This is a genomic window from Pseudomonas sp. AB39(2026) (assembly GCF_059831485.1).
This window is the reverse complement of sequence record NZ_CP195212.1, coordinates 600227-626532: the sequence shown is the minus strand read 5'-3', so window position 1 is coordinate 626532 and position 26306 is coordinate 600227. Positions and strand designations below refer to the sequence as shown.

At 63.0% G+C, this 26306-nt stretch carries 25 protein-coding genes; 19 read left to right on the top strand and 6 right to left on the bottom strand.

The window, feature by feature from the left end; translation table 11 throughout:
* Positions 1–39: 39 nt before the first annotated feature.
* Both katG and ACSAMW_RS02740 read right to left on the bottom strand, forming a co-directional pair.
* The gene (katG, locus tag ACSAMW_RS02745; RefSeq protein WP_500592554.1) at positions 40–2268 is read right to left on the bottom strand and encodes a catalase/peroxidase HPI; all 2229 of its coding nucleotides are present in this window, start codon (positions 2266–2268) and stop codon (positions 40–42) included.
* A gap of 165 nt (positions 2269–2433) precedes the next feature.
* Positions 2434–3348 carry an AraC family transcriptional regulator gene (locus ACSAMW_RS02740; protein WP_500592553.1) on the bottom strand — a complete coding sequence of 305 codons (915 nt, stop codon included), beginning with the start codon at positions 3346–3348 and terminating at the stop codon, positions 2434–2436.
* 180 nt (positions 3349–3528) lie between these two features.
* Here ACSAMW_RS02740 and ACSAMW_RS02735 point away from each other — a divergent pair, with 180 nt between their 5' ends.
* From ACSAMW_RS02735 to ACSAMW_RS02725, 3 genes are all read left to right on the top strand, one after another.
* The gene (locus ACSAMW_RS02735) at positions 3529–4581 is read left to right on the top strand and encodes an NAD(P)-dependent alcohol dehydrogenase (protein ID WP_500592552.1); all 1053 of its coding nucleotides are present in this window, start codon (positions 3529–3531) and stop codon (positions 4579–4581) included.
* 113 nt (positions 4582–4694) lie between these two features.
* Positions 4695–5387, top strand: coding sequence for a type 1 glutamine amidotransferase domain-containing protein (locus ACSAMW_RS02730; protein ID WP_500592551.1), 693 nt, complete (start codon positions 4695–4697; stop codon positions 5385–5387).
* A gap of 453 nt (positions 5388–5840) precedes the next feature.
* Entirely contained in the window at positions 5841–6491 is a 651-nt protein-coding gene (locus ACSAMW_RS02725) for a TetR/AcrR family transcriptional regulator (RefSeq protein WP_500592550.1), read from the top strand.
* Between the two features lie 7 nt (positions 6492–6498).
* On the opposite strand, the gene ACSAMW_RS02720 is transcribed toward ACSAMW_RS02725, so the two are convergent.
* On the bottom strand, positions 6499–9234 hold the full coding sequence (locus ACSAMW_RS02720; protein ID WP_500592549.1) for a beta-glucosidase: 2736 nt from the start codon (positions 9232–9234) through the stop codon (positions 6499–6501).
* Between the two features lie 460 nt (positions 9235–9694).
* On the opposite strand from ACSAMW_RS02720, the gene ACSAMW_RS02715 reads away from it, so the two are divergent.
* The 12 genes from ACSAMW_RS02715 (at position 9695) to gspD (ending at position 19952) form a co-directional block, all read left to right on the top strand.
* Positions 9695–9925 carry a hypothetical protein gene (locus ACSAMW_RS02715; protein ID WP_168084674.1) on the top strand — a complete coding sequence of 77 codons (231 nt, stop codon included), beginning with the start codon at positions 9695–9697 and terminating at the stop codon, positions 9923–9925.
* Between the two features lie 72 nt (positions 9926–9997).
* Positions 9998–11725 carry a type II secretion system ATPase GspE gene (gene gspE, locus ACSAMW_RS02710; RefSeq protein WP_500592548.1) on the top strand — a complete coding sequence of 576 codons (1728 nt, stop codon included), beginning with the start codon at positions 9998–10000 and terminating at the stop codon, positions 11723–11725.
* 1 nt (position 11726) lies between these two features.
* The gene (gene gspF, locus ACSAMW_RS02705) at positions 11727–12929 is read left to right on the top strand and encodes a type II secretion system inner membrane protein GspF (protein ID WP_500592547.1); all 1203 of its coding nucleotides are present in this window, start codon (positions 11727–11729) and stop codon (positions 12927–12929) included.
* A 10-nt stretch (positions 12930–12939) separates the two neighbouring features.
* Complete coding sequence (gene gspG, locus ACSAMW_RS02700) at positions 12940–13365, top strand: type II secretion system major pseudopilin GspG (protein WP_500592546.1); 426 nt, start codon at positions 12940–12942, stop codon at positions 13363–13365.
* A 1-nt stretch (position 13366) separates the two neighbouring features.
* Complete coding sequence (locus ACSAMW_RS02695) at positions 13367–13801, top strand: GspH/FimT family pseudopilin (RefSeq protein ID WP_500592545.1); 435 nt, start codon at positions 13367–13369, stop codon at positions 13799–13801.
* Positions 13798–14166: a prepilin-type N-terminal cleavage/methylation domain-containing protein gene (locus ACSAMW_RS02690; RefSeq protein WP_500592544.1), complete on the top strand. Its 369-nt coding sequence runs from the start codon at positions 13798–13800 to the stop codon at positions 14164–14166. The genes ACSAMW_RS02695 and ACSAMW_RS02690 overlap by 4 nt, the downstream gene beginning before the upstream one ends.
* Positions 14163–14771, top strand: a complete 609-nt coding sequence (locus ACSAMW_RS02685; protein ID WP_500592543.1) for a type II secretion system protein GspJ — start codon at positions 14163–14165, stop codon at positions 14769–14771. Before ACSAMW_RS02690 ends, ACSAMW_RS02685 begins: the two co-directional genes overlap by 4 nt.
* Positions 14768–15493, top strand: coding sequence for a PilX N-terminal domain-containing pilus assembly protein (locus ACSAMW_RS02680; protein ID WP_500592542.1), 726 nt, complete (start codon positions 14768–14770; stop codon positions 15491–15493). The genes ACSAMW_RS02685 and ACSAMW_RS02680 overlap by 4 nt, the downstream gene beginning before the upstream one ends.
* Entirely contained in the window at positions 15490–16527 is a 1038-nt protein-coding gene (locus ACSAMW_RS02675) for a PilN domain-containing protein (RefSeq protein WP_500592541.1), read from the top strand. The genes ACSAMW_RS02680 and ACSAMW_RS02675 overlap by 4 nt, the downstream gene beginning before the upstream one ends.
* Positions 16511–17122, top strand: coding sequence for a type II secretion system protein GspM (gspM, locus tag ACSAMW_RS02670; RefSeq protein ID WP_500592540.1), 612 nt, complete (start codon positions 16511–16513; stop codon positions 17120–17122). The genes ACSAMW_RS02675 and gspM overlap by 17 nt, the downstream gene beginning before the upstream one ends.
* Positions 17119–17634, top strand: a complete 516-nt coding sequence (locus ACSAMW_RS02665) for a type II secretion system protein N (RefSeq protein ID WP_500592539.1) — start codon at positions 17119–17121, stop codon at positions 17632–17634. Before gspM ends, ACSAMW_RS02665 begins: the two co-directional genes overlap by 4 nt.
* Entirely contained in the window at positions 17631–19952 is a 2322-nt protein-coding gene (gspD, locus tag ACSAMW_RS02660; RefSeq protein ID WP_500592538.1) for a type II secretion system secretin GspD, read from the top strand. The genes ACSAMW_RS02665 and gspD overlap by 4 nt, the downstream gene beginning before the upstream one ends.
* A gap of 3 nt (positions 19953–19955) precedes the next feature.
* Here gspD and ACSAMW_RS02655 read toward each other — a convergent pair whose 3' ends face one another.
* Positions 19956–20873: a LysR family transcriptional regulator gene (locus ACSAMW_RS02655; RefSeq protein ID WP_500592537.1), complete on the bottom strand. Its 918-nt coding sequence runs from the start codon at positions 20871–20873 to the stop codon at positions 19956–19958.
* Positions 20874–21006: 133 nt separating this feature from the next.
* Between ACSAMW_RS02655 and ACSAMW_RS02650 the strand changes: the two genes are divergently transcribed.
* From ACSAMW_RS02650 to ACSAMW_RS02635, 4 genes are read left to right on the top strand one after another with little or no spacing between them, the layout of a single operon-like run.
* Entirely contained in the window at positions 21007–21435 is a 429-nt protein-coding gene (locus ACSAMW_RS02650) for a DMT family transporter (protein WP_168084661.1), read from the top strand.
* An 11-nt stretch (positions 21436–21446) separates the two neighbouring features.
* Positions 21447–21932 carry a DMT family transporter gene (locus ACSAMW_RS02645; protein WP_500592536.1) on the top strand — a complete coding sequence of 162 codons (486 nt, stop codon included), beginning with the start codon at positions 21447–21449 and terminating at the stop codon, positions 21930–21932.
* A 59-nt stretch (positions 21933–21991) separates the two neighbouring features.
* Positions 21992–22969 (top strand): TIGR03571 family LLM class oxidoreductase, encoded by a 978-nt coding sequence (locus ACSAMW_RS02640; protein WP_500592535.1) that lies wholly within the window; start codon positions 21992–21994, stop codon positions 22967–22969.
* A gap of 35 nt (positions 22970–23004) precedes the next feature.
* On the top strand, positions 23005–24027 hold the full coding sequence (locus ACSAMW_RS02635; protein WP_500592534.1) for an EthD domain-containing protein: 1023 nt from the start codon (positions 23005–23007) through the stop codon (positions 24025–24027).
* On the opposite strand, the gene ACSAMW_RS02630 is transcribed toward ACSAMW_RS02635, so the two are convergent.
* Positions 24024–24923 carry a DMT family transporter gene (locus tag ACSAMW_RS02630; protein ID WP_500592533.1) on the bottom strand — a complete coding sequence of 300 codons (900 nt, stop codon included), beginning with the start codon at positions 24921–24923 and terminating at the stop codon, positions 24024–24026. The genes ACSAMW_RS02635 and ACSAMW_RS02630 overlap by 4 nt on opposite strands.
* A 50-nt stretch (positions 24924–24973) precedes the next feature.
* Positions 24974–26293, bottom strand: a complete 1320-nt coding sequence (locus ACSAMW_RS02625) for an LLM class flavin-dependent oxidoreductase (protein ID WP_500592532.1) — start codon at positions 26291–26293, stop codon at positions 24974–24976.
* Positions 26294–26306 lie beyond the last annotated feature (13 nt).

Here is a 26306-nt window from a genome sequence, read left to right as displayed (position 1 = left end):
CGCTGGAAAGAAAACGGCGCCCCGAGGGGCGCCGCTGGGTCAGGCAGACAGCTTCTGACTGAACTGATCGGCAGGCTTGCCGATGTCCATCCGGTCGTTATTCATCACTTTGTCCCAGGCTTTGACGAAGTCGTTTATGAACTTCTCATTGCCGTCGGATGAACCATACACCTCTGCCTGTGCGCGCAATTCCGACTGGGACCCAAAGATCAGGTCCACGCGGGTTGCTGTCCAGGTGGGCTGGCCGGTCTTGCGGTCCTTGCCTTGGAAGCGGTTCTTGTTGTCTGTGGGGTTCCATTCGGTGCCCATGCCCAACAGGTTTACGAAGAAGTCATTGGACAGTGTACCCACGCGATGAGTGAACACCCCCTCCTTCCCGCCATCGGCGTTGGTACCCAATACCCGCATCCCGCCTACCAGCACCGTCATCTCCGGTGCGCTCAACCGCATCAGGTGAGCCTTGTCGACCAAGGCCTCCTCCGGCGCCATGAAATGAGCCTCGTAGTAGTAGTTACGGAAGCCATCCGCCACTGGGCGAAGTGCCTCGAACGACTGCACGTCGGTCCACTCCTCGGCGGCATCCATACGCCCTGGCGTGAAGGGCACCTTGACGGTCACCCCGCCGGCCTGGGCAGCTTTCTCGATAGCCGCACAACCTGCCAGTACGATCAGGTCGGCCATAGAGACCTTCTTGCCACCCGTGGCACTGCCATTGAAACCGGATTGAATCTGCTCCAACGCTTGCAGCACCTTGGCCAGAACCGCCGGGTTGTTGACCTCCCAATCCTTCTGGGGGGCGAAGCGAATACGGGCACCGTTGGCACCGCCGCGCTTGTCGGAGCCTCGGTAGGTGGACGCGGAGGCCCAGGCCACTGAAACCAGTTCGGACACCGAGAAGCCAGCCGCCAGAATCTGCTGCTTGAGTGCAGCAATGTCCGCGTCATCGATCACAGGGTGATCGCGCTCAGGAATAGGGTCCTGCCACAGCAAAGTCTCCTTGGGCACCAGGGGGCCAAGGTAGCGTGCGGTCGGCCCCATGTCGCGGTGCGTCAGCTTGTACCAGGCACGGGCAAAGGCGTCGGCGAACTCGTCCGGGTGTTCCAGGAAGTGCCGGGAGATCTTCTCGTAGATCGGGTCGAAACGCAGCGCCAGGTCAGACGTGAGCATGGTGGGCTTGCGCTTCTTGTTAGGGTCGAACGGGTCGGGAATGATCTCCCCCGCGTCCTTGGCTTCCCACTGCAAGGCACCGGCCGGGCTCTTGGTCAGTTCCCACTCGAACCCGAACAGGTTCTCGAAGAAATAGTTGGACCATTGCGTCGGCGTCTGGCTCCAGATCACTTCCAGGCCTGAGGTGATAGCGTCGGCGCCATGGCCGCTCTGGAATTTGCTGCGCCAGCCCAGGCCCTGGTCTTCAATGACGCCACCCTCAGGCTCCGGTCCCATCAGCGACGGATCCCCAGCCCCGTGTGTTTTACCAAAGGTGTGCCCACCGGCAATCAAGGCCACGGTTTCGTAGTCGTTCATGGCCATACGCGCGAAGGTTTCGCGGATGTCGATGGCAGACGCTTTGGGGTCTGGCTTGCTGTTCGGGCCTTCCGGGTTCACATAGATCAGGCCCATCTGCACGGCGCCAAGGCCAGGGTGTAGCTGACGTTCGCCGCTGTAGCGTTCGTCGCCCAGCCAGGTGCCTTCCGGGCCCCAGTACAGCTCTTCGGGTTCCCAAGTGTCTGCACGGCCACCGGCAAAGCCAAAGGTTTTCAGGCCCATGGATTCGAGGGCCACGTTACCCACCAGCACGAACAGGTCGGCCCAGGACAGCTTGCGGCCGTACTTCTGCTTGATCGGCCACAGCAGCCGGCGTGCCTTGTCCAGGGACGCGTTGTCTGGCCAGCTGTTCAGGGGCGCGAAGCGTTGCTGCCCGCCCCCTGCGCCGCCACGGCCATCGGTGGTGCGGTAGGTACCGGCGCTGTGCCACGCCAGGCGGATAAACAGGCCACCGTAGTGGCCAAAGTCTGCCGGCCACCAATCCTGGGAGTCGGTCATCAGGGCATGCAAGTCCTTGATCACAGCATCAAGGTCCAGGGATAGGAATTCGGCGGCATAGTCAAAGTCTCCACCCAGCGGGTTGGAGCGCGGTGAATGCTGGTTGAGCGTGTTCAGGCTCAGGGCTTCGGGCCACCAGTCGCGGTTACCCGGACGCTTGCGTGGCGCGCTGCCGTGCCCAAATGGGCAACCGCCCCCAGCGTTTTCTCCTGCCTCGGCGTTCATGTGTCGTCCTCTATCAGCTATCGGCTCTATATCCTGGCACCGTCTAGCGGCGCCTCACAAAAACGTTAGCACTGCTGCAGACTATCGACAAACGGAACGGGATTGGCATTTGCTATGGGGCTGATAGGCCTTGGTGCCTATGGGGCAACGTCGTATAGCGCCACGCTAGAGCCCTGCTGGTTCTCCACGCACCACCCCGCGCTCTTCGCCGGGGTTGCGGTCAAAGTAACGCTTGTACTCACGGCTGAATTGGGACGTGCTCTGATACCCTACCCGGTGTGCCGCCTGTGCCACGCTCATCCCCTCGCCTGCCAGCACTTGCTGGGCCTTGAGCAGCCTCACACGCTTGAGGTATTGAACCGGCGACAGCAGGGTGCTGCGCTTGAAGTGCTCGTGAAACGTAGAGGTGCTCATGTTGGCGCACTCTGCCAACTGGTCGACGGTGAGGGCCTGAGCGTAATGTTCACGCAGGTAGTGCAAGGCCGCCCCGATACGGGCGAAGTGCCCTTGCTGCTCCACCAGTGCCCGCAGTACCCCAGCTTGTGGGCCTCGGAGCGCGGCATACAGTACATCGCTGATCCTTGCCCGGCCCATGACTTGCCGGTCCAGCGGGTCATGCAGGCACTGCAGCAGCCGCGACACCGCGTCACGCATGGGTGCATCCAATACTGCGGAGCTCATGGACTCCGGCGTCTGCGCCTTTACGGAAGCGTCCGGCGGCAGGCCCATGGCCTGGACCAGGTCGGCGAGCAAGGTGCGGTCAATGGCCACCGCTACACCGTACAAGGGTTCATCGACGGTCGCGAAGGTTTCACACAGAAACGGCACTGACAGCGCCTGTACCAGATAATGCCCGGCACCGTATTCCAGGGTACGTGTGCCCAGGCGTGCCAGCTTGCTGCCTTGGGCCAGCACGATCAAGCTGGGTTCGTAGATCTGAGGGCTGCTGGCCACGTAGTGGTCCCAGCTCATGACCTGCACGCCCTCCAGGCCCGTGCTGACGAACCCTGGGCGGGATGCAAGGGGTTTGATCAGTGACACCAGGTCGCGGTCGGTGGGCTGTGTAAACGTAAGGGGCATGGCAGCTGCAAAGGAGGAATAGACATGCGCATCATGCCAGACCACGCGCGCTTCGTGATAGGTGGGAGTGAGTTTCGGAGAAATAGGCATCACAGCCAGAGGATTGACCATGGCCCTTTGCGGCCCCCGCCCGCACAATGCTCTTCATTCCATTCCATTACCACCACAGAGGGCTTCTCTATGTATACCGCTATTGGCTATGCCGCACAGTCTGCCACTGCCCCCCTGGCCCCCATGACCTTCGAACGCCGCAGCCCGCGCCCCGACGACGTCGCTATCGACATCCTGTACTGCGGCGTGTGCCACTCGGACATCCACCAGGCCCGGAACGAATGGGGCATCGCTGTCTACCCGTTGATGCCTGGCCACGAGATCGTAGGCAAGGTAACCGCCGTGGGCAGCAACGTCAGCAAATACAAGGCTGGTGACCTGGTCGGTGTGGGCTGCATGGTGGACTCGTGCCGCCAGTGTGAAGCCTGCAAGAAGGACCTGGAGCAATACTGCCTGGAAGGCCCGACCATGACGTACGCCACCCCTGACCGGGTGGACGGCACCAACACCATGGGTGGCTACTCCAACAGCATCGTGGTGAGCGAACACTTTGTGGTGCGCATTCCGGAGAAGCTGGACCTGGCCGCCGCCGCGCCTATCCTGTGTGCAGGCATCACCACCTACTCGCCCCTCAAGCATTACGGTGTGAAAGCCGGCGACAAAGTGGGCATTCTCGGCATGGGTGGTCTGGGCCATATGGGCATCAAGTTCGCCAAGGCTATGGGTGCCGAAGTGACCCTGTTCACCCGTTCTGCCAGCAAAGCCGAGGAAGCGCGCCGCCAGGGTGCCGACCATGTGGTGGTGTCCACTGACGCCGAGCAGATGGCCGCTGCGGCTGGGCGTTTTGACTTCCTGCTGGACACCATTCCTGTACAGCATGACCTGAACCCCTATCTGGAAACCCTGCGCTTCGATGGTGTGCACATTCTGGTGGGCCTGATCGAACCCGTGGACCCAGCCCTGCACGCAGCCAACCTGGTGATGAAGCGCCGCGTACTGGCCGGCTCGCTGATCGGTGGTATCGCTGAAACCCAGGAAGTGCTGGACTTCTGCGCCGAGCATGGCATCACGTGCGACATCGAAATGCTGGACATCCGCAACATCAACGAGGCCTACACCCGCATGATCGCCGGTGATGTGAAGTATCGCTTCGTGATCGACATGGCTACGCTTCAGGCTTGATGCCGAAAGGGGCACAAGGCCGCCTTTTTTGAACATCTAACGGCCTTTGCCCCTCAGACCTTCATCGGCCGCAGCGCTTGCGCTGCTTCATTACCCTGACACGCGAGGTATGCATGAAGATTCTGATGGTGCTCACGTCCCATGACCAACTGGGTGATACCGGAAAAAAAACGGGCTTCTGGCTGGAAGAGTTTGCAGCGCCCTACTTTACGTTCATAGACGCCAAGGCTGAAGTGACGCTGGCCTCCCCCAAAGGTGGCCAGCCGCCTCTGGACCCTAAAAGCGACGAAGCCGACGCCCAGACCGAGGCGACCAAGCGCTTCCGTTCCGACACACATGCTCAAAATGCATTGGCCAATACCTTCCCGCTGGGCGAGGTTGACCCTTACGATTTCGATGCCGTGTTCTACCCCGGTGGCCATGGCCCGCTGTGGGACCTGGCTGAAAGCAAGGATTCCAAAACCCTGCTTGAGGCATTCTATGCGGCCAACAAGCCTGTGGCTGCCGTGTGTCATGCTCCTGGCGTGCTCAAACATGTAAAAGCCCCCGATGGTCACCCTGTGGTCAAAGGCAAGCGTGTGACCGGCTTTACCAATTCCGAAGAAGCTGCCGTAGGCCTCACGGAGGTGGTGCCGTTCCTGGTGGAAGACATGCTCAAGGCCAACGGTGGGGACTACTCCAAAGCCGACGATTGGGCAAGCTATGTGGTGGAAGATGGCCACCTCATCACCGGGCAGAACCCTGCCTCATCCGAGGCCACAGCCCAGGCCCTGCTCAAGCGCCTGGCGGAGGAGGTTCAGGCCTGAGGCTAACTGAGCTTCCGGGTGCCTGGCCGCCGCACAGCGGAGGCTCAGGTTCCCGGCCTCCGCCTTCGGCTACGACCGGTCCTACACGAAATCAGCTTACCCACAAACGCCTGTGGGAGCCCGCGTAGCGGGCGAAATCGGCTAGCCGCTGTACCGCGTAATCCCAGGTTCCCGGCCTGCGCCTTCGGCCACGACCGGTCCTACACGAAATCAGCGTGCCCACAAACGCCTGTGGGAGCCTGCGTAGCGGGCGAAATCGGCTGGCCGCTGTACCGCGTAATCCCAGGTTCCCGGCCTGCGCCTTCGGCTACGACCGGTCCTACACGAAATCAGCGTGCCCACAAACGCCTGTGGGAGCCTGCGTAGCGGGCGAACCTGGCCAGCTGCCCTCAAGGGTTGTCTATCGGATCGAGTTTCTCTAGGGTAGAGCCCCCTCGCGCCGAGAGGTCTCGTATGAGCCCACCGCCAGCCAAGCCCGCCACCCCACCTGTGCCCCGCACCCGCCATGCGCCCAAAGGCGAAAAGCGCCGGGAGCAGCTGCTGGCCATTGCTCTTGAAGTGTTTTCGCGAGAGGGGTACGGCTCCGCCTCCATTGCCACCATTGCCGAGTTGGCAGGTATTTCCGTGGCGGGGCTTCTACATCATTTCCCCAGCAAGGTCGCCTTGCTGATGGGGGTGCTGACCCATCGGGACGGCAGGCACCGCTTATTGGAAGACCCCTTTATCGAGGCCCCTACCCTTCGCAACTTCCTGAGCTTTCTTCAGCAGCTCAACAGGGCCAATGCAGAAACGGTCGGGGTGATTCGCGCGTTCAGTATTCTAAACGCCGAAAGCCTGGTGGACAGCCACCCGGCCTGGGAATGGTTTCAAACCCGCTACAGCACGATCCATGAACGCATGCGCGGCCGGCTTGAACAGTTGGTGGCCAACGGCCAAGTGCGCCCCGACGCCGACCTGAACGCCGTGATCCATCAGCTGCTTGCCATGATGGATGGCTTGCAGTTGCAATGGCTACGGTTTCCCGAACAGGTCGACCTCGTGGCACGGTTCGACAGCTATATCGCCCAAGTGGAGCGCGACTTGCGCCCCACCCAGGCTTTATAGGCGTGGATCAGTACTGCGTATCACCGTACTCGCCATCACCCTTGCCAGCATCCACGTTTTCGCTCTGGTCAAACACGCCACCGGTTTTGATGCCCGGTACAGACACCTGAGTCGATTTCAGCGCAGCGCGTGGCAACGGGTTGCTGGTGGTGGTGGACAGTTCCTGACGGAACGGGTTAACCACCTTGGCCTTCAAGCGAATGTCATCGGACGCCGCGCCCAGGCTCAGGTCAAAGGTGTCAGCATCCACGACCCACTGCTTGCTGGTGTCGTCATAGTACGCCAGGGAACGGTCGTTCAGCTCGATGGTGACGCGGCGCGTTTCGCCCGGCTCCAGGTACACCTTCTTGTAGCCTTTGAGCTCCTTGACCGCACGCTCGACTTTCGGGTGCTGCTGGCCTACATACAGCTCCGCCACTTCCGAACCACCGCGCTTGCCGCTGTTGGTCAGGTCGAACGACACCTTGATCGGGGCGTTGGCCACAGCCGTGCCCGGGGTAACCGAGATGTTGTTATAGGTGAACTGCGTGTAGGACAAGCCATGGCCGAAGGCGAACAGCGGCTTGGTACCCAGCTTGTCATAGCCGCGGTAGCCCAGCATGGTCAGGTCATGCTTGTAGCTGATGTTCTTGAGGGTGCCGGTGTGGTCGTAGTTGGGGAAGTCCGCGTACAGCGGGTTGTCTTCAATGTGCCGCTCGATACTGATTGGCAGCTTGCCCGACGGGTTGACCTTGCCGAACAGGATCTCAGCCAGCGCCTGGCCACCGTTCTGGCCGGGGTAGAACGCATGCAGCACAGCCGGCACCTGGTCGACCCAGTCGCTCATGTTCAGGCCGGTACCACCGTGCAGGGTTACCACGGTATGCGGGTTGGCCTTGACGATGTTCTGGATCAGGTCGCTCTGGTATTCCGGCAGGTCGAAGCCATGGTCAAAGCCTTCGCCCTCGTACTCGTTGCTGTTACCTACGGCTACCACGACAGCGTCGTAGTCGGCCAGGTTCTTAGGTGCGGCCAGGGAAGCCCACGCCATTTGAACGCCTACCAGGCCGCCCAGGGTGGAGATGTAACCGTCGCGGCGTGAGTACTCAAGTTTCACGTCGTAGGCCTGGCCAGCCTTCAGGCTGATCTTGCCAGACACGGGCAGCGTTGGCGGAATGCTGCCGTTGGTGATGTTTTCACCGGTGCCGTTGTCGATCACTTTCTGGCCGTTGACCCACAGGCGCACAGCGCCGTCAGCACGCACCTTGAACACCTGCTCGCCATCAACGGTCGGGGTGACCTTGCCGGTCCAGCGGATGGAGGTATTGGCGACGTCGCCATTGGTGGGCAACTGGTCAGTGGACCAGTCCATGTCCACGTGCTCGTCAATACGGGTAGCGACTGGGGTGCCCGAGAAGTTGGTGTTGGTGAAGAAGTCAGCCTTCAAGCCCTTGACCGTGGCGCCTTTGCTGTTGGTCGCGGTCCATGGGGAAGCGGCTGGGTCCAGCGACAGCCCGTCGAGGAACTCGACCTTGGCATTCGGCGCGATCTGCTGCAGGCCGCTCAGCTCGCTGATGTAGAACTTGGGGTCGTAGTAGGCACTGCCGAAGCCCATAGGCGGCGCGTACTTGGCCAGCTTGCCGACCACGGCAATGCGCTTGACCTTGTTCTTGTTCAGGGGCAGGACATCACCCTGGTTTTTGAGCAGCACGATGCCTTCGCGTGCCACGCTCAGCGCCGCCTTGTTGCTGGTGGCGCTGTTCATGTTGCGGGTGTTGAGTGGCGCGATGGTGTCGAACTGGTACAGGTAGGTGTTGCGCAGCAGGCGGCGTACCTTGTCATCGATAGTCGCGATGTCCAGCTGGCCGTTTTCCAGGTAAGGCGTGAGCACCTTGCTGTTCATCTGGCCGCCCATCATATCCAGGTCCGCACCGGCCTGGGCCGCTGGCAGGCCATTGACGATGGCGTTGTAGTCAGACTGAACGATACCCTTGAAGCCCCATTCCTTTTTCAGGATGTCAGCGATCAGGTGCTTGTTTTCGCACGCATATTCGCCGTTCACCTTCTGGAACGAGCACATCATCATGGCGACCGCGCCGTTCTTGGTGGCGGACTCGAACGGGGGCAGCGACATTTCCCGCAGCACGCGCTCAGGCATGATCTGGTTGAGGATGAAGCGGTTGCTTTCCTGGTCGTTGGCCGCGTAGTGCTTGGCTTCAGCCCATACCCTACGCTGCTGGATGCCGTTGATCACGGCCGGGGCCAGGCTTGCGCCCAGGAACGGGTCTTCGCCGGACAGGTACTCGAAGTTACGGCCACTCCACGGCATGCGGTACAGGTTCATGCCTGGGCCGGTGACAAAGCGGTAGCCACTGGAGGCGGTGTCGTAGCCCAGGGTGCGGCCGAACTCGATGGCGCGACGTGGGTTGAAGGTCGCGGCCAGGTTGGGCCCGGAGGGGTACACGACGCCCTGGTCATTGCCACGGTTGGTGTAACGCACGCCCATGCCGCCGTCCGTACCGGACACTTGTGGCACGCCGTACTTGGCCAAAGGCTTCACGTCCCAGCCACCAATGCCGCCAATGTAGTCCAGCTTTTCCTGCTGGGTCATTTTCGCCAGGGTAGCTTGTGCTGCCTTGTCCGCACGCTGCTCCCGCGCGGCGAGTTGATCTGTGCTGGCAGCATCGGCGGCGTAGGCCTGGCCGATTGCCAGGCTCAACACGGCCAATGCCGAGTTGGCCACCAATAACGTTCGTTTACCCATGAAGTCACGCTCTCCGGAAAAGGGCGCCCTGCGCTTATTTGCCGCACCCAATTAGCTTGGTTGTTTATTCAGGCAAACAACACCTATACCGCGCTGTTCGAACAAGCAGCCGGGACATGACCAAAACTTCAGATGCGGCGCAAAAAACGCCGAGCTTTATAACCCAAGATATAGTAGGTAGCAACACGAGTTTATCGATATTGATACACTCGCTCTTTTAAATTAAGACGAGTGTTCTACCTTCAAGTCAAACGAAAGATAGCGCTGAGGTGAAAAAAAATTTTCTTTATGGATCCACGGAACTCAGCTAAAACCAACCGGTCTGTAGGTTTACGAAATTACCCCAAACCCCTGTGTGGCTTGAGCTTGCGGTGGTCATACCTGCCTTGGCCTTGTGCTCTGGCGCAGAGAAACCCCCCGCAGGTGTCGCACCCTTGCCCTACCTCTGGAGACATCGGAAATGAAATTGCCTATTGCTTGTGGCATTGCTGCAGTGACTTTGCTATTGGCAGGAAACGCCATGTCAGCAGAATCTGAAAGTGCGGAAGTTACTTCTGGCGCCAAGGATTCGACACTGATGACGCAAACTAATAAAGATACCGATGCACAACATAGAACCCATAAGCAAAACGCTGCCGATGAAAGCAAGCGTGGCCGCCCAGTGAGCAAAGAAGCTGCGCCTGCCAACTAATAGTAATACCTTTCAACTTTAATGTTGCTGGTAAGGGCCTCTTAGGAGGCCCTTGTCAGTTGGCTGATCCCTATGCGTGAAACGCTAACCTCCCCCCTTGATATTCGCCAGCTAACGCCCGCTGCGGTCGAAGACGTGGCTGCCTGGCTGGTAAGCCACGCCGGCCTCAAGCCTGCCGACCTGGAGCGAGCGAGCCGCCTGGCTGCCGGTCCGGAGGGCACTTCGTTAGGGGAGTGGCTCACACGCCTGGGGCTGGTGTCCGAACAGGACCTGGCCCGTGCCTGGTCGGCCACACTGCAAGCACCGTTGCTGGCCGCGGACGCCGTGCCTGTACCTGAGCAGGCCCTGCCGGTGCTCACCGAGCGCTTTTTGCGTCATCACCGCCTGGTGCCCTTGGGGCCCTTTGCCGATGGCGTGCAGGTGATGGCGGCCAATCCTGGCAATCACTATGCATTGCAGGCTGTGGCCTATGCCTGCGAAGTGCCGTTGTACCTGTCCATTGGTACGGCCTCTGACGTGGACAGCCTGATCGAGCGCCACTACGGCCAGGGCCGTTCGGCCATGGGCTCGCTGATTGAAACCCTGGACGACACTGCTGAGACGCCGGATGACGTGGAGCACCTGAAGGACCTGGCCTCCGAAGCGCCGGTTATCCGTTTGGTGAACCTTATTCTCCAGCGCGCCGTAGAGCAACGGGCCTCCGACATCCATATCGAGCCGTTTGAAAGCCAGCTCAAGGTGCGCTACCGCATCGACGGCATGCTGCACGAGGCCGAGGCGCCGCCAGCTGGCCTGTCGCCGGCAGTCATTTCCCGTTTGAAAATCATGGCGCGCCTGGACATTGCCGAGCGTCGCTTGCCCCAGGACGGCCGCATCATGCTGCGCATCCAGGGCAAGGAGCTGGACCTTCGCGTGTCCACCGTGCCCACCAGCTTTGGCGAGTCCGTGGTGATGCGCCTGCTGGACCGCCAGACCGTGCGTTTCGATTTCCCCAGCCTGGGCATGGATGGCGAGCGCTTGGACGCTTTTCTCCAAGTGCTGGAACAGCCCCACGGCATTCTGCTGGTGACGGGCCCTACGGGCTCGGGCAAAACCACCACCCTTTATACGGCACTGTCCCGGCTTAACACCGCCGAACGCAAGATCATCACCGTGGAAGACCCGGTGGAGTACCAACTGGAAGGGATCAACCAGATTCAGGTCAAGCCGTCCATCGGGCTGGATTTTGCTGGCGCCCTGCGCTCCATCGTGCGCCAGGACCCGGACGTGATCATGGTGGGCGAAATGCGCGACCTTGAAACGTGTCGCATTGCCATCCAATCCTCATTGACCGGCCATTTCGTACTCTCTACCCTGCACACCAACAGCGCGGCGGCCAGTATCACACGCCTGCTGGACATGGGCGTGGAGAGCTACCTGATCGCCTCCACCGTGAAAGGCATCCTGGCCCAGCGGCTGGTGCGGCGTCTGGACCCGGCCACCCGTATCGCGTTCGAGGCCCCGGCTGCGCTTATCGAAGCCCACGGCCTGGACCGCTTCACTGAGCAACGCCCCATCTACCTCTACCGCCCTGACACCAGTGCGGCCGGTGGCGGTTACCACGGGCGTAGCGCGATCACCGAATTGCTCGTAATGAATGAAGAACTGCGCACCCTGCTGATGGCACAGGCCGACGCGGCCACGCTGGAGCAGGCTGCCCGCCGTGGCGGCCTCAGAACCCTCTATGAAGACGGCCTTCGCCAGGCCGTGGCCGGCGTGACGTCCCTTGAGGAAGTGCTACGCGTGGCCCAGGGCGAATAGCGTGGCGACCTTCCATTTTCAGGCGCTGGACAGCGACGGGCTGGAACAGAAAGGTGTGCTGGAGGCAGCTGATGCCGACACCGCCGTGGCTACCCTGCAGAAGCGTGGCTGGCTGGTGCTCAGCCTGCAAGCCTCTACCGGCGCTGGCCTGCGGTTGCGAGGCACTCGCTCGGCGCTCAAACCGGCCGCCCTGGTCAGCATCACTCAGCAATTGGCTACCCTGCTGGGCGCCGGCCAGCCACTGGAGTATTCCCTAGGCATTTTGTTGCGCCAGGCCAAGGCCCCGCCTCAGCGGGCGCTGCTGGAGCGCCTGCGGGACCAGGTCAAGGCTGGCAAGCCGCTTAGCCAGGCCATGGAGGACGAGCACGGCCAGTTTTCTGGTTTGTATGTGGCCATGGTGCGCGCCGGGGAAGCCGGCGGGTCGCTGGAGCAGACCTTGCTGCAACTGGCCGATTACCTGGAACGCACCCACAAGCTGCGCGGCGAAGTGACCAACGCGTTGATCTACCCCGCGTTCTTGGTGGTGGGTGTGCTGGGGTCGCTGGCGCTGCTGCTGGCCTATGTGGTGCCACAGTTCGTACCGATCTTTCGTGACCTGGGGGTGCCTGTCCCCTGGATCACCCAAGCCATTCTGGCACTGGGCGAGTTCCTCAGCGCCTGGGGGCTGGTGCTGGCGGCCGGGCTCGTGGCCCTGGTGTGGGCCGTGGCCGTGGCGCTACGGGACCCGGCGCGGCGCGAGCGTCACGACCGCCGTGTGCTGGGGCTGCGCCTGGTGGGGCCGCTATTGCAACGCCTGGAAGCCGCCCGCCTGGCCCGGACTTTGGGCACCTTGTTGAGCAATGGGGTGCCACTGCTGCAAGGCTTGATGATCGTGCGCCAGGTATGCACCAACCGCGCGCTGCGGGCCCAGGTTGAAGAGGCCACCGAGCGCGTGAAGAGCGGCAGCCGCCTGGGCCAGGCCTTCGGTGAGCAGCCGCTGCTGCCGGAACTGGCCCTGCACATGATTGAAGTGGGCGAGCAGGCGGGTCAGCTCGACGCCCTGTTGCTCAAAGTAGCCGACGTATTCGACGTTGAATCCAAGCGCGGCATCGACCGTGTACTGGCGGCCCTGGTGCCTGCCCTCACGGTGGTGATGGCGGTGATGGTGGCGATCATCATGCTGGCCATCATGCTTCCCCTCATGAGTCTTACCAGCAATATCTAAGGAGTTTTTCATGTCTCGACGTACCCTGCCAGGCGCTCGGCGCCAGGGCGGCTTCACCCTGTTGGAAATGTTGGCAGTGATTGTGCTGCTCGGCATCGTGGCGACCATTGTGGTGCGCCAGGTGGGCGGCAACGTGGACAAGGGCAAGTACGGCGCCGGCAAGGCCCAATTGGCCAGCCTGGCCCAGAAGGTGGAAAGCTACGGCCTGGACGTAGGCACCCCGCCTGCTAACCTGCAGCAACTGGCTACCAAGCCTGCCAATGCACCGGGCTGGGCCGGCCCGTACGCCAAACCCAGCGACCTGAAGGACCCGTTCGGCCATGCCTTCGGCTACCGCTACCCTGGCGAGCACGGCAGTTTCGACCTGATCTTCTACGGGCAGGACGGCCAACCCGGCGGCGACGGCTACAACGCCGACCTGGGCAACTGGGAATAACATGCGCACCCCTGCCCACCACCGCGGCTTCACGTTGCTCGAACTGCTGCTGGTCATCGTTTTGATCGGCATCAGTGTGAGCGCCGTAAGCGTGGCCGTGGGGCGGGGCCTGAAAAGCGCCAACGAACGCCATGCCCTCACTCAACTGGTGCAGACCTTGCGTGCAGCGCGGGTGCAGGCCATCACCTCAGGCCAGCCAGCACTGGCACGCTTCGACCTGGAGGCGCGCCAGTTTGTGTCACCCCAGCGCAGCCTGCCGCTGCCGCCGGGCATGCAGGTGCAGTTGAAGACCGCTGACGGCCTGGGTGCGGCCTTCGAGTTCTACCCGGACGGCGGCGCCAGTGGCGGCTACATGGCCCTGGCCGATAACGGTCGCCATTGGCGCATAGACATCAACTGGCTGACCGGCAACGTTCGGTTGCGTGCGCTCAATTGACGCCGCAGCGGGGGTTTACGCTGTTGGAAATGCTCGCGGCCCTGGCCGTGCTGGCATTGTGCGCCAGCGTGTTGGTGACAGCGTTTGGCCAAGGCGCACGTGCCCTGCAGCAGGCCCAGCGCAGCGACCGGCTCAGCCTGACGGCGCGCTCGCTGCTCGACGAAGCCAGCAACAGCCACTTGGCCCCTGGCCGCACCACCGGCCGCTGGAGCGGTGTGGACTGGACCCTGACCGTTACCCAACTGCCAGACGCTGCCGGGCCAGCCATCGGTTATGGGCTGGTGCTGACCGTGAGCGATGGCGTACGTCAGGCGCGCTACAGCACCTTGCAAGTGCGCCGCCGACCCACGGAGGCGCTGCCATGACCCGCCGCCTCCAAGGCTTCACCCTGCTTGAAATGCTGGTGGTGCTAAGCCTGCTTGCCGTATTGCTGACCCTGGCCGGAGGCGCCTTGGTGGGCGCCAACCGTGCCATGGCCAAGGCAGAGCGCTACAGCACACGGCTGGACGAAGTCCGCGCCACACAGAATTTTTTGCGTACCGCGCTGGGCCAGGCACTGCCCCTGTCCGCTAAAAACGCTCAGGGCGAGCAGGATGCCGTATTCGAGGGTGCTTCCGACAGCTTGCGCTTTTATGCGCCCCTGTCTGCACGCCTGGGGGGCGGGCTCTACCGTTATCAGGTTACCCTGGCCAAGGGCCGTTTGCAGGTGGGGTTTGCCCACCTTCAAGGCACAGGCTTGCAGCCCTTTGGTGAGGAGCAAGTGCTGCTGCATCAGGTGCAGGCCTTGAACCTTACCTACCGCGGGTTTGCACCGGACGGCCAGGTCACCGGCTGGCTGGACCAGTGGCCCTGGCCGAGCCGCCTGCCCCGCCAGGTGCGCATAGCCATTGAGTTAGCCGGCCCTGTGCCATGGCCTACCCAAAGCGTAGGCCTGAACCTGGACTTGTCTAGCCAGGCAGGCCTGCTATGAACGGCCAGCGGGGTATTGCCCTGCTGCTGGTGCTATGGGTACTGGCCTTGCTCAGTGTGCTGCTGGCCGGGCTGATGGGCTGGGTTCACCTGCAGAACCGCCAGGCCCTGTGGCAGCACCAGCACACCCAAGCCTTGCTGGCTGCCGAGGCAGGCGTGGGCCTGGCCGTGTTAGCCCAATTGAACCCTGACGTCAGCCGGCGCTGGCGCCTGGACGGGCAGCCCCATGAGTTGCATTTCGAAGACGTGAACCTGGCGGTGAGCGTTGTCAGCGAGCAGGGCAAGGTGGACCTCAATACGGTGCCCGCCCTGTTACTCGCCAAGCTGGCCCGTGCCTGCGGGGCGCCCCCTGCCCAGGCCAACCAGGTGGGTACAGCCCTGGAGGCGCGACGTGGCGGCGGCCAAGCCCCATTGCGCTTGCTGGAAGAGTTGCGCGAATTACCCGGTATGACGCAGCCCCTATACACCTGTGCCCTGCCCTATGTGACGGTGTGGAGCGGCATGGCCGCGCCGGACCCCAGGCTGGCACTGCCCTGGCTACGACAGGCGCTGAGCCTGCCACCCACGGGCGTCGCCACCACTGAGGGCGGTGCCGTGCTCACCGTTTACAGCAAGGCCACCACACCAGCTGGCTATTCGGCAACGCTACAGGCCACCCTGATGCTTGACCCTTCCAACAATGCTGCACGCCCCTGCCGGGTGCTGCGCTGGCACGCCTTATGAAAACAGTGAATCGACCGGCGCTGGCCGGGTTGTCCTCTCGCCTGCACCACCAGTGGCATGCCAGCAAAGCCCATGGGCTGTGGCAGGCCTGGCTGGCCGAGTTGCAGGGCATGCTGCCGGCCCGCTGGCAAGCACGCTGGCTGACGTCAGCCCGTGAACAGGTGGTGCCTTGGCCCCTGGCCGCTGAGCCGGTGGTAACGCCAGGGCATGCCGTGGTGCTTGTGCTGCCCCCGGACACCCTATTGACCACTTCGCTGCAACTTCCGGCGGCGGCCACCCGGCGGCTGCACCAGGTGCTGGGCTATGAACTGGACAAGTTCACGCCCTTCCCCGCCGCAGACCTGCACTATGTGGCGCAGGTGGTTAACAAGGGCAAGGTATGGGCTGGGGTGAGGCTGGTAGCCCTACGCCGGGACCGCCTTCAAGTCATCATCGACACTTGCCGCCAGCACGGCCTGGTCTTGGCGGGCATCGACGGGCTGAGCCCTGAGGGCCAACGGCTGGGCGTCAACCTGCTCCCCCTTCAGGACCGCCCACCGGCCAGCCGGGCACGCACAGCCTCCCGTTACCTGGCCGTGCTATGCGCCGGCTTGGTACTGACAAACATGGGGCTGTGGCTGCATAACCGGCAGGCATTGGTAGAGGACATGCAGGCCCAGGTGAACGCGCAACGCCAGCAGGTGGCCCAGGTACAAACCGTGCGTAGAGCCCTGCTGGCCCAACAGGGCGCGGCCCAATACCTGGCCCTGCAAAAAGCCGCACGGCCGGCCTTGGCCAGCGTGCTGGTAGACCTTACCGCCTGCCTCGGGCAGGACACCTGGATCGAGCAATTGGAACTGAACGAAGACGGCGCCGTATCCCTCAGTGGGCAGAGCGCCAAGGCCAGTGCCCTGATCGGCCAAGCCAAAGGCTGCAAAACCCTGGCTGACCCCCACTTCGAAGGCATCATCCAGCCCGACGAAAACACCGGCAAAGACCGGTTCTCCCTGCGTGCACAGCTCACCAAGGGGGTGCCTGATGCTACGGCCCCTTAATGCCCGCGAGCGCCGTGTAGCCGCCCTGCTGGTGCTAGCCCTTGTGCTAGGCGCGGCCTGGTGGTTGCTGGTGCAAAGCTGGTTCCTCGGCCCGTTGAGTGAACTGAACGCCCGGCGCCTGGCACTGCTGGAACAACAACAGCACTACGCGGCATTGCTTAAAGCCGGGAGCTCGCTGCGCGAGCAGTTGCAAGCGGCGCAACGTGACCCGGCCAGCCAGCTTAGCCTGCTGCCCGGTGACGACCCCAGCGCGGTGGCTGCGGACCTGATGCAACACAGCGTGGACCAGGTGCAGGCCCATGCGCACGAAGGGCCAGGCTGTGAAGTGTCCCAACGCATGCCCATCGTGCCCGAGCAAGACCCACAGGCGCCTTACCGCGTGGTCAAGGTGAGCCTGACCCTGGATTGCGGGATACAACCCCTGGCCAACGTGCTCCATGACCTGGAGTTCGGCCAGCCTTACGTGTTCGTAGACAGCGCCAGCCTCCAACGGGCCACGTCGGCCCCTGCCACAGGTGGCGCGGGCCGCCTGCAAGCCCACCTGCTGCTGCGGGGTTACCTGCAGCCAGCCGCCCCGGTGGAGGTCACGCCATGAAACGCTCGCCTACCCTACTGCTGTTGACGCTGCTGGCCATCGCCCTTGCCGGTAGCGCGGCCAGCCTGGCCCTGACACCGACTGCCGACATTGCCTGGCTACCCGCGCAAACAGGCGCGGCGGCGCCTGCTGCGCATAAGGCCGTGGAGGTGCCCGCCTTGGCACAGGCCGACCTTGCCCTGACCTGGACCCACCCGCTGTTCAGCCCACAGCGCGCACCCGACCGCCAGGCACAGGCTGCGCCTTCGTCCTCCCTGGCGGGTATCAGCCTTACCGGGGTGGTGATGGATGGGCGGGGCCAATGGGCCTTGCTGCGCCTCCCCAATGCCCACACCACCACCCTGGCCGTGGGCAAAACCCTGCCCAGTGGCTGGCAGCTGGCGGGCGTGACCGCCACCAGCGCACGCTTCACCTTCCAAGGCCAGGACCAGCAATTGAGCCTGCCCGTGCTGCACCTTCCACCGGCTTCAACCACACCTGCCCTCACTCTTCCAGATGTACCGACACCATGAACGATTCACCTGAGCTTTTCCGTTTGCGCACCCCGGTGCTGTCCCTGGCGGCAGCCCTGGTGCTGGCAGGCTGCAGCACTCACCAAACCCTGTCCGAGAACGACCCGCAACTGATGCGTGAAGCCTTGGCCGGCACAGGTGCGCAACGCCCGCCTCTGGTGGAGCCGCCTGCCCCTGCCCCTGCAACGGCTGCGGCCACAGGCCCTACGGCCGAGCCCGCCACTCAAGGCGGCCGCCGGCAAATCATTCGCGGCAGCCAGCGGTTCGTGAACCCATCGGCGGCGGCCCTGCCGGTGCGCGCCCAGGCGGCCGACCCCGCCGGCACGATCATGTTCAACTTCAACGACCAGCCCATCGAAGCGGTCATCAACACCGTGATGGGTGAAGTGCTCAAAGCCAACTACAGCATCGCCCAGGGCGTGAAAGGCAACGTGAGCTTTTCCACGTCCCAGCCGGTGACCCAGGCACAGGCCTTGTCCATTCTGGAAACCCTGCTGTCCTGGACCGACAACGCCTTGATCCGCCAGGGCGACCGTTACGTGATCTTGCCTGCCGCCCAAGCCGTGGCGGGCAAGCTGGTACCGCAGATGCCCGTGGCGCGCCCCGCCGATGGCCTGTCGGCCCGGCTGTTCCCGCTGCATTACATATCTGCCACTGAAATGCAGAAGCTGCTCAAGCCGTTCGCCCGGGAAAACGCCTTCCTGCTGGTAGACCCGGCCCGCAACGTGCTGAGCCTGGCCGGTACACCGGAGGAACTGGCCAACTACCAGGACACCATCGACACCTTCGATGTGGACTGGCTACGCGGCATGTCCATCGGCGTGTACGGGTTGCAACGGGCCAGCGTGAGCGAGCTGATGCCGCAACTGGAGAAGGTGTTCGGCCCACAAAGCGGCATGCCCCTGGCCGGGATGGTGCGGTTCCTGCCCATCGAACGCACTAACTCAGTGGTGGCAATCTCCGCGCAGCCGCAATACCTCAACGAGGTAGGCGACTGGATTCATACCATCGATGAAGGCGGCGGCAACGAGCCGCAAATGTACGTGTACGACGTGCGCAACATGAAGGCCACGGACCTGGCCAAGTACCTGCGGCAGATCTACGGCAACGGCAAAATCACCGAGGATAGCGCAGCGCGGGTCGCCCCTGGCCTGCGTACCCGTACCCTGGCCTCTGTGACCGGCGGCACTGGGACCGGCATGGGCATGGGCAGCGGAACCAGCAGCACCGGCATGGGCGGCCTGGGTGGCACTGGCCAAGGGTTCGGTGGAATGCAAACAGGCGCCGTCGCCTCCGCCGATAGCGAGCAGGCCGACGACACTGATAGCAGTGCTGACAGCGCCGACAACAGTGACAGCGCGACCACCAGCGGCACCGGCACCGCCCGCCTGGAAGACAGTACCCGCATCACCGCACAGAAGAGCAGCAACCAGTTGCTGGTGCGCACGCGCCCTGCCCAGTGGGCAGAAATCGAATCGGCCATCAAGCGCCTGGACAACCCGCCGCTGCAGGTGCAGATCGAAACCCGCATCCTGGAAGTGAGCCTCACCGGTGAGCTGGACCTGGGTGTTCAATGGTACCTAGGCAAGCTGGCCGGCAACTCCGGCAGTACCACTGTGGCCAATACCCCCGGCAGCCAAGGCGCCCTGGGCGGTGGCGGTGCCGGGTTGGGTGCCACCGACGCCCTTTTCTACTCCTTCGTGGGCCACAACCTGCAAATTGCGCTGCACGCCCTGGAAACCAGCGGCCGCACCCAAGTGCTCTCGGCCCCGTCCCTGGTAGTGATGAACAACCAGCCGGCGCAGATTCAAGTGGGTGACAACATCCCCATCAGCCAGACCACGGTGAATACCAGCCTGTCCGATACCACCCTGAGCAGCGTGGAATACGTACAGACCGGTGTGATCCTGGACGTAGTGCCGCGCATCAACCCGGGCGGGCTGGTGTACATGGACATCCAGCAGCAGGTGAGTGATGCCGACAGCAGCCAGACCACAGACACCAACGGCAACCCGCGCATCTCTACCCGGTCCGTTTCCACCCAGGTGGCCGTGCAGAGCGGCCAAACCGTGCTGCTGGGCGGCCTGATCCAGCAGAACAATACGGACTCGGTATCCGCCGTACCCTACTTGGGCCGTATCCCTGGCCTGCGTTGGCTATTCGGCAACACCACCCGCAGCAAAGGCCGCACCGAGCTGATCGTGCTGATCACGCCGCGCGTGGTCACCAGCACCAGCCAGGCGCGCCAGGTAACGGATGATTATCGTCAGCAGATGCAATTGCTAAGGCCGGCGCCGGGGCAGGCGACAGCCTACTGACCGTCAGTCCCAATAAGGCGGGCTACCAATAGCCCTTATCAGAAAGTCCGTCACCGCCCTCACCTTGCGCGACCTCAGGCGGTTTTCCGGGGACAGCAGGTGGATCGGGCTAGGGTTGGCTTCGATGGAGCCGGTCCAGCCCGGCAGCAATTCCACCAGTGCGCCGGCACGGAAGCTGTCCTTGCTGAACAGCCAGGTGGGAAAGAACACGATGCCAAGGCCGCTCATGGCGGCCTCTACCAATGCCTCGGCATTGTTGCTTCGGAAAGGGCCGTTCACATCAATCACCTGAAGGGGCGCATCCGGGTGCTGGCGGAAGTGCCAGCGCTGGGGGCCACCCACGCCCTTATAGGCTAGGCAACTGTGAGTTCTGAGGGCGTCTGGGGTAGCCGGAACACCTCGGCGCGCCAGGTAGTCCGCGCTGGCGCACAGCACATAGCGCTGGTCACAGAGCTTGCGGCCTATAAGGTTCGAGTCTTCCAGGTGGCCCACCCGCACGGTGATGTCGGTGCCCTCCTGCACCGGATCGATAAAAAGGTCTGTAAGCGTGAGCTCCACCACAAGGTCCGGGTACAGGCTGTGCAGGTCTTTTACCAGCGGGGCAATATGCAGCCGCCCCAGTGCCACGGGGGCGTTGATCCGCACCAGGCCTCGAATGTCATTACCTTTGCCCGCCACGTCTTCGGTGGCCGAATCCAGCAGGTCAATCACTTCACGAATATGCCGCAGGTAGCGCTCGCCGGCGTCTGTCAGGCGTACGGCCCGGGTATTGCGGTAGAACAGCTGCTGGCCGACTTCCTGTTCCAGCGCAGCCACGAAGCGCGACACCGACGAAGCCGGCACCTGAAAGTGCCGGGCGGTGGCGGCAAAACTGCCCGTGGCTGCCACCATGGCGAAATACCGGTGCGCCTTAAGGTGCATGGCAAGCTCCAAATAAAGGAAGAGTCTATAGTTCATTGCTTTAACAGCAACTATGAATTGCCTTTTGCATTGATTGTTCCGTTTAGAGCATGAACCTACCATGACGCCCTCTTGTATAGAAGGCGATTACCTTATGACACAGCTTTGGATCATCCCTGTAGTGGTGCTGGCGGGGATGGGCCTGTCCGTCGAAGCCGGGCTGCTGGGGCCCTTGGGCGCCGAGGTCGGTCACGGTTGGGCCACCTTAGGTATCTTTGCCATCGGCTCGCTGCTGCTGACCTTCGGCCTGATCTTTGGCCGGCCTCGGCTGGGCCTGATGTTCTCCAAGCCGCGCTGGCTGTTAACCGGCGGCATTCTGGGGCCGGTGTACGTGGCGGCCTTGACCATCGCCACCCCCCACATCGGCGTGGGCCTGACCATGGTGGGCATTCTGTTCGGCCAAGTGGGCGCCAGCCTGATCATTGACCACTGGGGCCTGCTGGGCAGCGCCAAGCGCCAGGTAGACCGTTATCGCATCGGCGCGCTGGTCGCCATCCTCGCCGCCCTCTGGCTCATTCATTAAGGATTACCCTCATGGTTGTATTGATGCTGTTAGTGGTTGTGTTCAGCGGGGCGGTGCTGTGTGCCCAGTCCGCGATCAATGGGCGGCTAGGCTCTGAGGTGGGGGTGCTGGAAAGCGCCTGGCTCACCTTCACGCTAGGCACCATGGTGAGCTTTCTGTGGGCGTTCTACCTGGAGCCGCCCCATGCCTTCAACCTGTTCACCGTGCCGCGCTGGCAGGTGGCAGGCGCGTTCTTCGGCGTGATCTACATGCTGGTGATCGTGTTTGCCATGCCACGTATCGGTACGGCGGCGGCCACGGTCTCGGTCATCAGCGGGCAATTGCTGATGAGCCTGCTGATCGACAACTTCGGTTGGTTCGGCAACACCGTGATCGCGCTGGGCCCCAAGCGGATGGCCGCCCTTGTGCTGCTGGCGGTGGCCTTGGCGCTGATCTACCGCAGCAACACCTTGCGTAACGCAGAGGCTGAGGACACAGCACCCGAACCCGCTCGCTGAACACGCCCTGCGCCCTTGCCGGGCGCAGCAGCGGTACGCTCGGACTTGAAGGAGATACGATGAGCCATTCACCCCACCACGCCCTGCCTCAGGACCTGCTCAACCATCGGGCCTTCGCCAGAGTGTTTGCGCCCGGCAAGCTGACCTTCGGGTTCATTGCGCCTCTGGAGGCCTACCCGGATACCCCCGGCCCTACCCTGCGGGACCATAAGCGCCTGGCCCGCCGCGTGGACCAGGCCGGTTTCTCCGCCCTCTGGCTGCGCGACGTACCTTTCTATGACCCTAGCTTCGGCGATGTAGGGCAAGTGCTGGACCCCATGGTGTACGCAGGTTTCCTGGCCGCCGCCACCGAGCACATCGCCATTGGTACCGCCGGCCTGGTGCTGCCCCTACGCGACCCGCTGATCATTGCCAAACAGGCCGCCAGCGTGGACCAGTTGCTCGGTGGGCGTTTTCTGCTGGGCCTGGCGTCCGGCGATCGGCCTGGCGAATACCCGGCCTTCGGCGCTGATTTCCACAACCGGGCCGAGCGCTTCCGCGAAGCCTTCCAGGTGATCCGGCACACCCTTGGCACGGCCTGGCCTACCCTGCCCACCACCTATTATGGGCAACTGACGGGGCAGCTCGACCTGGTGCCTAAGCCCGCTGCACAGCGGCTCCCGCAGCTGGCGATTGGTTTTGCCGGGCAGTCCCTGGAATGGCTGCACACTCAGGCTGACGCCGTGATCTCCCACTTGGCCGAGCCGGCTGACACGGCGCGCCTGGTGAGCCAATGGCATGCGCTGGGTGAAGGCGAGCCGTACCGCCCCTTTGGCTACGGGACCTTTTTCGACCTGGACAAGAACCCGGACCTTCCCTTGCAACGCGGTCGTGTACTGCGGGCAGGCCGCAAGGCCCTGATCGAGTTGTGGCAGCGCCAGCAGGACCAGGGCGTTGCCCACGTAGCTTTGAATTTCAAGCCCCTGAGCCGCCCCGCCGAAGCCGTTATCGACGAACTGGCCGAATACGTTCTGCCCTGTTTCCCTTCGCACCTGTAGCACGCTGCTCAGGTGCCCTTTCTGTGAGCGCATCCATGACTGATCACACCGACATCGAATTTCTCGACCCGCGCGATTCCGACATGCTGCAACGCGCGCCCCTGGGTGCACTTCGCCCGTCCAGCACGGCGCCCCTGATTGTGACGCCCACCTTTGTGTCCCGCACGGATGCCACGCCCGAGCATCAGCGTGCCCACGACGCCGGGTCGGGGGTCGATAAAGACGGCAAGGAAGTGCGCAACCCGGACCAGCACCCGCAACGTCTGGCGTTGGAACCGAACCTTAACCTGGCCTTCGAGCACTGGGACGAATACTGGCGCAAGGTGCACGGCCCCAAGTTCGCCTATGAAGAGCCCGGCACCTCCAACGACCTGGTGGTGCGTTACGACCAGGTGCACCGGATCGCCTCCGGCCCCTCCTCGGCGTTCCGCCCGCCCTATCGCGCCCAAACAGTCGCAGACGGGCGGCTCCAGCCTGAACCGGCGCGCCACGTACCCGCCTACCACCGCCCAGACTGGGATGGCTTTGCCTACATCGCCTATGGTCAACAGGCCGACATCGAGAAAACCCTGAGCCAGGCCCAGTACGCCGAGCGCATCATTGCCGATGAGCAGACCGCCTTCCGTATGGTCACCCGAGAACTGGCCCGGGAGTACATCCTGATCCCCAGCGCCACCCACCGCGAGCCGGTAAGCCTGGTGAAGTTGCACTTCTGCAAGCCGGGGGTTTCACGGGAGGCGTTCCAAGGCACCTGGTTGCACGGGCTGGCAGACGAGGTCATGGGCAAGGCCGCCACCCAGGCCTATGTGAAACGCTATGTGCAGCTGCACCCCTTCGGCTCCACCCAGGAAGACCCGGAAGGCTCGAAGATTGATGGAATCTCAGTGTTTTCCTTCGCCAACCTCAACGACGCCGAGGACTTCGTGGCCAGCCGTGACTGGGCAGACTTGGAAACGGCCGAATCGGCCTTTACCGATGCCGAACGCTCCCATTTCTGGACGGCGATCAACTATGTGGTGATCAACCGGGTTGGGCCAGAGCGGGCCACGGACCGCTAGGCCTGTGCTTCGGGCCCTGCCGCCACGGCAGGGCCTGCACGCTTGGCGTAGACCACCAGCCCACTGGCGCACACCAGTGCCATTCCCGCCAACGACCATAACCCTGGCCGGTCCCCAAACAGCACCACGCCATACAGGGCTGCAAACACGATTTGAAGATAGCCCAGGGGCGCCAGCACCACGGACGAGGCGTGGCTATAGGACTTGGCCAGTAAAAAGTGCGCACACAGGCCCATGCCGCCCAAGGCAACCAACAGGCCCCACTCAATCACGGTTGGCCAGGCCCAGTAAAAGGGCACCACCAGGCTCAGCAGCAGGGTGCAGAACAGGCCTACATAGAAGCTGCACACCGGTGGGCTGTCCGTGTCCCCGGCCAACTGGGTCAGCAACTGATACAGCGCAAAAAAGAATGCGGTGGCCAGCGGAAACAGCATCCAGAGCGAGAAGGCGTCACTGGCCGGGTTAATGATCACCAGCACGCCGATAAAGCCTACGGCGACCGACAGCCATTGGTAACGGCTGGCACGCACCCCAAACAGCAAGGGCGAGAGCAGGGTCACGAACGCGGGTGCCAGGAACACCAGCGCCGTGGATTCCGCGAGGGGTACATGGGTCAGGCCAAACAGGAACGTCAGGCTGTCCGCCAGCAGGCAGGCGGCGCGCAGCAGGTGCAACCAGGGGCGCTGCGTACGAAACCGCCCAGGTGCTGGGTTGCGCAGGATAGCCAAGGTGGCCAGCCCGGTATGAACGAGGTAGCGCACCCAGGCCACGAAGATCACGGGCAGCACGAGGATCAGTGTTTTGGACAGCACGTCATGACTGGCGAACACCCAGGCGACGGCTGCCATCAGCCACATGCCCAGGGCGGGGTTTCGTACGGGTTGCAAGGGGTTCACAAAGGTCTCGGTACAGTAGGCGGACGGCTGAACGCCAAAGGAGCTGCAGCCTATACACCCCAGCGCGGGATGTTCAACCCCAGGGTCTCACGCAGTGTGGTGCCAGGATAGCCACGCCGGTAGACCCCCTTGTCCTGTAACAGTGGCACCACCTCTTCGGTGAACCGGCGGAACTGGCCGGGATGGCCGATGTAAATGTTGAATCCGTCCACGGCCCGCTCTTCCAGCCACAGGGCCATCTTCGTTGCAATGGTCTGGGCGGTACCGGTGAAGGCCCCCGGCCGAAGTTGCCTCGATGCCTCTACCGCCTGACGCAAGCTCAGGCCTTCGCTGGCGGCGCGGTCGGTGATGCGTTTGGCCACGGTAAAGAAACTGCTGCGGGCGTACTCAAGTGCCTGTGCTGGAAAGGGTGCGTCCAGGTCGTACTGGCTGAAGTCATGCCAGCCGAACGAGCGGCCAAATTCCAGCAACGCCTGTTCAAAGCTGTGATCGGCGTGATGATAGGCGCGCTCGATTTCCCTGGCGTGTTCATCGGTGTCACCCACAAACACCTCTGCGCCGGGCATCACCAGTACCTGCTCCGGGTCTCGACCTTGGCGCCGTGCCCGGTCTTTGATCTCTCGGTAGAACGCCTGCCCCTGCTCCAGGCTGGGGGCATGGGTGAACACCACGTCCGCAATGGCGGCGCCCAAGGCACGCCCCTGCTCTGAGTCCCCGGCCTGGAAAATCACGGGCTGCCCCTGGGGCGAGCGCTGAATGTTCAGCGGGCCCACGACAGAAAAGTGCTCCCCCTTGTGGTTCAGCGGGTGCAGTTTGGCCGGGTCGAAATAACGCCCAGTGCTGCGGTCCCGTACGAAGGCGTCATCTTCCCAGGACTGCCACAACCCTTGCACCACGCCCACATGTTCCTGGGCACGGGCATAGCGGGTGTCATAGTCGTAATGCTCGTCGCGGCCATAGTTGCCGGCCGTGCCAGCGTCTCCGCTGGTGACCACGTTCCACCCCGCCCTGCCCTTGCTGATCAGGTCCAGGGACGCCAGGCGGCGGGCCACGTTGAAGGGCTCGTTGTACGAGGTGGTCAAGGTGCCGACCAGGCCGATATGGCGCGTGGTGACGGCCAGCGCCGACAACAGTGTGAGCGGTTCCAGGCGGTTGAGGTAGTGAGGCGGTGAGCCGGGCGTGATGAACTGGCTGTCCACGATGAAGATGAGGTCGAACAGCGCCGCTTCGGCCTGGCGCGCGATGTCGATGTACCAGTCGATGTTGACGCTGGCGTCGGCCGGCAGGTCCGGGTCCAGCCACAGGTTATGTCGGCCTGGGCCGCCCACGCCCATGGTGAGGGCACCTAGCTTGAGTTGTCGTTGGGTCATGTGCCGGTCTCCT

What these genes read in the sequence shown, in the direction of transcription:
- katG (WP_500592554.1), bottom strand. Translation starts at nt 2,268, where the DNA reads ATGAACGCCGAGGCAGGAGAAAACGCTGGGGGCGGTTGCCCATTTGGG.
- ACSAMW_RS02740 (WP_500592553.1), bottom strand. Translation starts at nt 3,348, where the DNA reads ATGCCCCTTACGTTTACACAGCCCACCGACCGCGACCTGGTGTCACTG.
- ACSAMW_RS02735 (WP_500592552.1), top strand. Translation starts at nt 3,529, where the DNA reads ATGTATACCGCTATTGGCTATGCCGCACAGTCTGCCACTGCCCCCCTG.
- ACSAMW_RS02730 (WP_500592551.1), top strand. Translation starts at nt 4,695, where the DNA reads ATGAAGATTCTGATGGTGCTCACGTCCCATGACCAACTGGGTGATACC.
- ACSAMW_RS02725 (WP_500592550.1), top strand. Translation starts at nt 5,841, where the DNA reads ATGAGCCCACCGCCAGCCAAGCCCGCCACCCCACCTGTGCCCCGCACC.
- ACSAMW_RS02720 (WP_500592549.1), bottom strand. Translation starts at nt 9,234, where the DNA reads ATGGGTAAACGAACGTTATTGGTGGCCAACTCGGCATTGGCCGTGTTG.
- ACSAMW_RS02715 (WP_168084674.1), top strand. Translation starts at nt 9,695, where the DNA reads ATGAAATTGCCTATTGCTTGTGGCATTGCTGCAGTGACTTTGCTATTG.
- gspE (WP_500592548.1), top strand. Translation starts at nt 9,998, where the DNA reads ATGCGTGAAACGCTAACCTCCCCCCTTGATATTCGCCAGCTAACGCCC.
- gspG (WP_500592546.1), top strand. Translation starts at nt 12,940, where the DNA reads ATGTCTCGACGTACCCTGCCAGGCGCTCGGCGCCAGGGCGGCTTCACC.
- ACSAMW_RS02695 (WP_500592545.1), top strand. Translation starts at nt 13,367, where the DNA reads ATGCGCACCCCTGCCCACCACCGCGGCTTCACGTTGCTCGAACTGCTG.
- ACSAMW_RS02685 (WP_500592543.1), top strand. Translation starts at nt 14,163, where the DNA reads ATGACCCGCCGCCTCCAAGGCTTCACCCTGCTTGAAATGCTGGTGGTG.
- ACSAMW_RS02680 (WP_500592542.1), top strand. Translation starts at nt 14,768, where the DNA reads ATGAACGGCCAGCGGGGTATTGCCCTGCTGCTGGTGCTATGGGTACTG.
- ACSAMW_RS02675 (WP_500592541.1), top strand. Translation starts at nt 15,490, where the DNA reads ATGAAAACAGTGAATCGACCGGCGCTGGCCGGGTTGTCCTCTCGCCTG.
- gspM (WP_500592540.1), top strand. Translation starts at nt 16,511, where the DNA reads ATGCTACGGCCCCTTAATGCCCGCGAGCGCCGTGTAGCCGCCCTGCTG.
- ACSAMW_RS02665 (WP_500592539.1), top strand. Translation starts at nt 17,119, where the DNA reads ATGAAACGCTCGCCTACCCTACTGCTGTTGACGCTGCTGGCCATCGCC.
- gspD (WP_500592538.1), top strand. Translation starts at nt 17,631, where the DNA reads ATGAACGATTCACCTGAGCTTTTCCGTTTGCGCACCCCGGTGCTGTCC.
- ACSAMW_RS02655 (WP_500592537.1), bottom strand. Translation starts at nt 20,873, where the DNA reads ATGCACCTTAAGGCGCACCGGTATTTCGCCATGGTGGCAGCCACGGGC.
- ACSAMW_RS02650 (WP_168084661.1), top strand. Translation starts at nt 21,007, where the DNA reads ATGACACAGCTTTGGATCATCCCTGTAGTGGTGCTGGCGGGGATGGGC.
- ACSAMW_RS02645 (WP_500592536.1), top strand. Translation starts at nt 21,447, where the DNA reads ATGGTTGTATTGATGCTGTTAGTGGTTGTGTTCAGCGGGGCGGTGCTG.
- ACSAMW_RS02640 (WP_500592535.1), top strand. Translation starts at nt 21,992, where the DNA reads ATGAGCCATTCACCCCACCACGCCCTGCCTCAGGACCTGCTCAACCAT.
- ACSAMW_RS02635 (WP_500592534.1), top strand. Translation starts at nt 23,005, where the DNA reads ATGACTGATCACACCGACATCGAATTTCTCGACCCGCGCGATTCCGAC.
- ACSAMW_RS02625 (WP_500592532.1), bottom strand. Translation starts at nt 26,293, where the DNA reads ATGACCCAACGACAACTCAAGCTAGGTGCCCTCACCATGGGCGTGGGC.